At 65.8% G+C, this 5,271-nt stretch carries 3 protein-coding genes and 1 pseudogene; all 4 read right to left on the reverse strand.

The features are described 5' to 3' along the window. Positions 1–32: 32 nt before the first annotated feature. Entirely contained in the window at positions 33–1,418 is a 1,386-nt protein-coding gene (locus VK519_RS06110) for a serine hydrolase domain-containing protein (protein ID WP_324348256.1), read from the reverse strand. 63 nt (positions 1,419–1,481) lie between these two features. Further along, on the reverse strand, positions 1,482–1,973 hold the full coding sequence (locus VK519_RS06115) for a DUF4124 domain-containing protein (protein ID WP_324348257.1): 492 nt from the start codon (positions 1,971–1,973) through the stop codon (positions 1,482–1,484). Positions 1,974–2,033: 60 nt separating this feature from the next. Then, on the reverse strand, positions 2,034–3,824 hold the full coding sequence (locus VK519_RS06120) for a beta-L-arabinofuranosidase domain-containing protein (RefSeq protein ID WP_324348259.1): 1,791 nt from the start codon (positions 3,822–3,824) through the stop codon (positions 2,034–2,036). A gap of 21 nt (positions 3,825–3,845) precedes the next feature. Beyond that, positions 3,846–5,271: pseudogene (locus VK519_RS06125) on the reverse strand (C1 family peptidase); the annotation flags it as partial.

The following is a 5,271-nucleotide window of genomic DNA, read 5'->3' on the forward strand; positions in this document are numbered from 1 at the left end:
TTACCCGTTAATTTCGCTCGGGCTTCCGACCGTTAGTGCGTGGGCGAATTCTTGCAGCAGGCGGCGCGCACATCAGCTACCAGTTTCACGAGGCCTTTCATGTCGTAGCGGGGTGGATCCACCGTCGACCCCAGCCGCACGATCACCAGCTGGTCCGACGGCACGATCAGCACGCGCTGGCCGTCCTTGCCCGAGGCGAAGTACGCGTCTGCGGGCAAGCCGTCGATGGATTCATTTCCGGGGCCCACGTTCGACCAGAACCCCGAACCGTACAGCGCGCCCAGCGTGCGCTTGCCCGCGGACGCGGCCCAGCCCTCAGGCAGGATGCGGCGGCCAGCGGCCATGCCGTCGTCCAGGTAAAGCTGGCCCAAGCGTGCCCAATCGCGGGCCGAGGCATACACGCGGGTCGAGCCGATCAGGCTCTGTGCACCGTCGAACTCCATCAGCACGTGTTCCATGCCAAGCGGTTTGAACAGTTCCGCGTGGGCAAACGCCAGTAGCGCTGGAGCGCCGCCTCCCAATGTGTCGCGGATGATGCCCGAGACGATGAGCGTGTTGCCGCTGGTGTATTCCCATTGCGTGCCCGGCGGTGAGGCCAGCGGTGCGGAGGCCGCGTACGCGGCCATGTCGCGCGTGGCGAACATCATTCGCGATACCGGATCGAAGCCCGTATCGGCCTCGGGAAAATCCAGGCCGCTTTCCATGCGCAGGAGCTGATCGATGGTGATGGCGTGGCGTGGGTCGGCGGCATCACGCCACGCGGCGACGGGCGCCGGCGCTGCGGTGTCCAGGCGATGCTGGCGCACCAGGATGCCCACCAGTGCGTGCACCACGGATTTGCCCAGTGAATAGCCGATCTGTGGCGTTTCGGGGGTGAAGCCATCGGCATAGCGTTCGGCGACGATCTGCCCCCGATGCAGCACGACGATGGCGTGCACGTTGCGGCGAGGTCCCTGGGCGGGCTCGACGAAGGCAGCGGCCAGTGCAGCCTGCATGGCGGCATCGCCCGGCTGCACGGGAGCTTCGACAGGCGCCGGTGGGAGCGCTCGCGCGGCCGCGAGCGTCGCCGCCGATGGCGTGCGCAACGGCAGCGCGCATCCGTAGCCCGGATAGTAGGTGGCTTTCGCTTCGAATCCGCCATGCCAGCGCACGGTGATCGTGTTGCCGTCGACGACCGTCTTCATGCCGCGCAACAGCGGATGCAGTCCCGGTTGCGAGGCGACGCTTTCGGCGAACACGCGCTTTTCTTCCAGGTGGGAAACGAACACGCCGCTGCACAGTGATTCGGCGGCACTGGCCATGGCGATGTTCAGCGCGCGATCGGGCCGCTTCCAGGCCGCCAGCACCACCAGTGCAACGATGGCCAGCCCCAGCAGGCGAAGCATGATCCTTCCCACCGACAGCGACGGTACCGTCATCGTTTTCCCCTGTTGCTGCGCTGTGGGGGTCAGAGTGATTACTCTGACCCCGTCTGGGTCGCGTCATTGCGCCTGACTGTCGCAGGTGGCGCGTTTGGTGATGATGCCGGTGGCAAACGGCAGGTGGACGAAGAAGACATCCTCGCGCTGGGCATTCTGGCCGTGGTAGATGCCGTGGGAGATTTCCCCGGCATCATCCTGCATCACCACGCCTTCAGCTACCACCAGATGGTAGGCCCGGCCCACTTGCGTGCGTTCGTCGACGGTGGCCGGGCGCATGCGCGTGGCGGCGGTGCCGCCGCCGGTCATCACGTAGTCGTCCTCGGAACGGCGGGTGAGGCGGATACCGGGTTGCGAGGCCACGTCGTAGCAGCCCAGGAGCAATGAGGAAGCGTTTTCTCCCTGCAGCCGCACGTTGGCCGACCCTGCCTCGCAAGGCGCCTGCTGGTATGAAACCTGGCCGTTGCGGTTGCAACGGTAGATGTCGGCACGGGCCGCCACGGCCATGCCCGATAAGCACAGTCCCACCAAGGACAACACCAGCCACCGACCCATCCGCGCCCCCTCGCCTTACGATGCGTGGCCGGATCATCGCACGGCGCGGGGGCGTGGCTGCTATCCCGTCACGTCCTGGTAGGTCCGGTACGGCTGGTCGGTGATGTCCGGGAAGCTTCGCATCCGGCCGCCGTCGGGCAGGCGCCATTGGCCGCGGCCGCTGTCCTTGGCCATCAGCAGTTCACGGCGGGTGGTGGCCAAGTTGCCATTGTCGATCATGCGCATCAGCACCAGGGGGCCTGCCAGCAGTGCCACGCTCTCATCGTGGCCGTCTTCGATGACCTGCAGGCGCATGGCCAGCGGCAGCTCCAGTTCGATGCGGTCGCCGCCGCGCCACTGCCGGCGGATCTGGGCGAAACTGCCAGGCTCTACCGGCATCGGCTTGCCGTTCACCCGCAGGCTGGCGCCATCGGCCCACGCCGGGATGCGCAGGCGCAGGGCGAAGGTTTGCGGGGTGGCGGTGCCCACGGTGATGGCGATGGCGCTGCGATAGGGGTAGTGGGTGTCCACTGTCAGGTGTGCGTCGCTGCCACCCTGGCGCCAGGTGACTTCGCCGGGTACGTACAGGTTGACGTACAGGCCCTCGGCATCCCTGAAGTAAGTACTGATGCGGTAGTCGGCGGCAACGATCGGCAGCGTCGCCGAACAACACGGCCAGTGGTCGGGATGGAAGGTTTTCTCTGCCTGCCGGGTGTAGTCGGAGTAGTAGAAGGCGTGTCCGTCGGCCTGGATATTCTTGGCTCCAAGAATGGTGTTGTACATCACCCGTTCCATGCTGTCGCCGTAACGGGCATCGCGCGTGGCGCGAAGCAGGTAGCGGGTGAGCTTGAAGTGCGCGTACGAGCCGCACGGTGTCTCGAAACTCTTGTGTTCCTTCACCAGGCTCGTGGCCAGCGCGCCGGTGCCAGGTTGCACGAAGTGTTCGTCCGGGCCCCAGCCGCCGGTGGCGTAGCTTTGCGCATCGACGAAGTCGAAGCCGTGCTGCGCCGCGGCGAGGTATCTTGCGTCGCCCAGCGTGGCGTAGGCTTGCGCGGCGGAACTGAGCGCATTGACGTGGCTATAGGCATGCTTGCCGGGCAGTACGTTGTGACCGCGGGCCAGTGGCCCGAAGAAATCGTCGTACAGGAAGCGCTGGCCCAGGCGCCGGTGCAGCGGGTCGCCGGTAAGGCGCCAGGCCAGGAACTGGTTCTCCGGGATGGTGTAGCTCTCGTCCCAGGCGTGCTGGCTGAAGTCTTCGCCGGCGAGTGCGTGTTCGTTGCGTGGTACGGCGCGCGGGGGCAGGTAAGGCAAGGCGGCCTGGTTGCTGCGCTTGAGCGCAGCCAGGGCATGGTCGTCGTTGGCCAGGCGCCGGGCGTCGACCATCGCGCCTACGAGCTTGTCGTAGGTGTACGAGGGAAAGCGGTTGTCGCGGTAGAACTTGCCCTCCGGCCCCACGGTGTCGGCGTAGCCCTTCACCAGCCGGCCGAGCTTGGCCCGCGTGGCTTCATCGCCGGTGATCGCGTAGTAGCGAGCCAGGCCGCTGACCCATTGGCCGAAGTTGGCACCGGGGGCGAAGGCATAGGTGCCGTACCAGCCGGGCAGTTCCTCGCCGGGAGCGGCCAGGCCCTCGCGCATGCGGAACGGCCGCAGCAGGGCATTTTCATCCATCCCCATCAGCACGCGGAGGGCTTCGCGCCCCTGGTCATCCAGCGGACCGGTGAGCTTTACCTGCGAGTAATCAAGCTCGGCCAGCGCAGGCGTCGCGGGGCCTGCGGCCGTGGGCATGAAGGCCATGCCGGGACGGGCCAGGGCGGCGGTGCAGGCTGCGGCTGAGTATTTCAGTACCGTGCGGCGGTGCGGATCGAAGGTCATCCATTGACCTTACGCCGATCCTCAAAAGCCTTCCAGATCATCCACGGGCATGGCCAGGTTCGCTCCGGTGATACGAGTGAGGGTGCGGCCGAACACGGTGGTGTTGTTGTCGAAGCTTCCGTGGGACGCGGGAATGACCTTGCCGCGCTTGACCGGCACCGTCGGGGCAATCACCGGTCGTGTGCGATCGGCAAGCCCGGTGTCATCGGCCGCACGGCGCCACGCGCGTAGCGCGGCGTCGGTGACCGATGTGCCGTCCCACTGCGTGTAGGAGGGGTCCATCACGTTCGCCAGGCCGAGGATCGGCGAATGGATGTCCGTTTCCAGGGCATTGGACACGAGGTAAAGCAGGGATTTGCGATACGGACCTACATTGTCGTCCAGTTCGTTGCGATCAGTGAGCAGGTCGATGTAGAGGTTGTGCATGAGTGCATCGTGCGTTGCGTAGTACTGGTTGGCGAACGCCACGGTGCAGGCCGGCGCATACAGGTGCGCCGATGCCACCTGATCGGCCAGCTTGCGCTGGGCCAAAAGGTCGAGCAGGTAGCCCAGGAAGATCGACCCCGCCGAATGGCCGATCACGTGCACTTCAAGCTTTGGCCATGTCGTTGCAAGCGACGCAATCGCACCGACGAGCTGGTCCATGCCGCGCGTGGGCAGGCTGCAATCGAGCGCCTGGGTCTTCATGCCCGACCAGATGTGTTTTCCGACGAGGCGTCCGGGCCCGCGTTCGATCACCAGATCCGAGGCATCGGTGAAGCCTGCCCCAGCCGGCCCTGCCGTCGGCGAAATCAGGTGCCCCAGCCCGGCACTGATGGTTTCCCAAAGGCCGGTCTTCCACACCATGAACAATGGGTAGCAGCCGTTGCCGATGAAATAGCGCCCCATCGCCTGGGCCCGCGTAATCGCTGCTTCCTGGCTGTTGAGGCCGCCGTGGGCATAGATCACCAGGCGCTGTTTGCGCTGCTTGCTGGTACGGAACCATTGGTCCGGCAGCACCGCCGCCTGGTACTGCAGGTTGATGCTCAGGTGGTCCTGGGTGACATAGGTGTCCACGCGCCCGTCGTCCTTGAACACCACGCTGTGCTCGAGCGCGGTGGCCTCGTCCCACCATTGGGATTTGTCCAGGCCCGCGCGTTTGCCGCCAGCGCCTTTGCTGGCGCCGACGATCTGTCCCTGCATCACCCCGGGCACGCCCATCGCCGCGACCCAGGCATCCATGCCATTGGCCAGCCAGTCACCGTAGCTGAGCACGGCAAAGCCGCCGCCGCCCCATTCCTTGCCCCATGAATTCTGCACCACGAAGCCTTTCGTGTTGAATCCGACCAGGGCGAATGCATGTCCATCGGAGGTGCTGGGGTTGCCATCGTAGGCGATGACGGGAAGGTCCGCATGCTCGTTGATCGCGTTCTTCAGCGTGGGGACCACTTGCCATCCGCGGTGGGTG

It is taken from the genome of Pinirhizobacter sp. (assembly GCF_035317885.1).
Classification (GTDB): domain Bacteria; phylum Pseudomonadota; class Gammaproteobacteria; order Xanthomonadales; family Rhodanobacteraceae; genus Pinirhizobacter.

What these genes read in the sequence shown, in the direction of transcription:
- VK519_RS06110 (WP_324348256.1), bottom strand. Translation starts at nt 1,418, where the DNA reads ATGACGGTACCGTCGCTGTCGGTGGGAAGGATCATGCTTCGCCTGCTG.
- VK519_RS06115 (WP_324348257.1), bottom strand. Translation starts at nt 1,973, where the DNA reads ATGGGTCGGTGGCTGGTGTTGTCCTTGGTGGGACTGTGCTTATCGGGC.
- VK519_RS06120 (WP_324348259.1), bottom strand. Translation starts at nt 3,824, where the DNA reads ATGACCTTCGATCCGCACCGCCGCACGGTACTGAAATACTCAGCCGCA.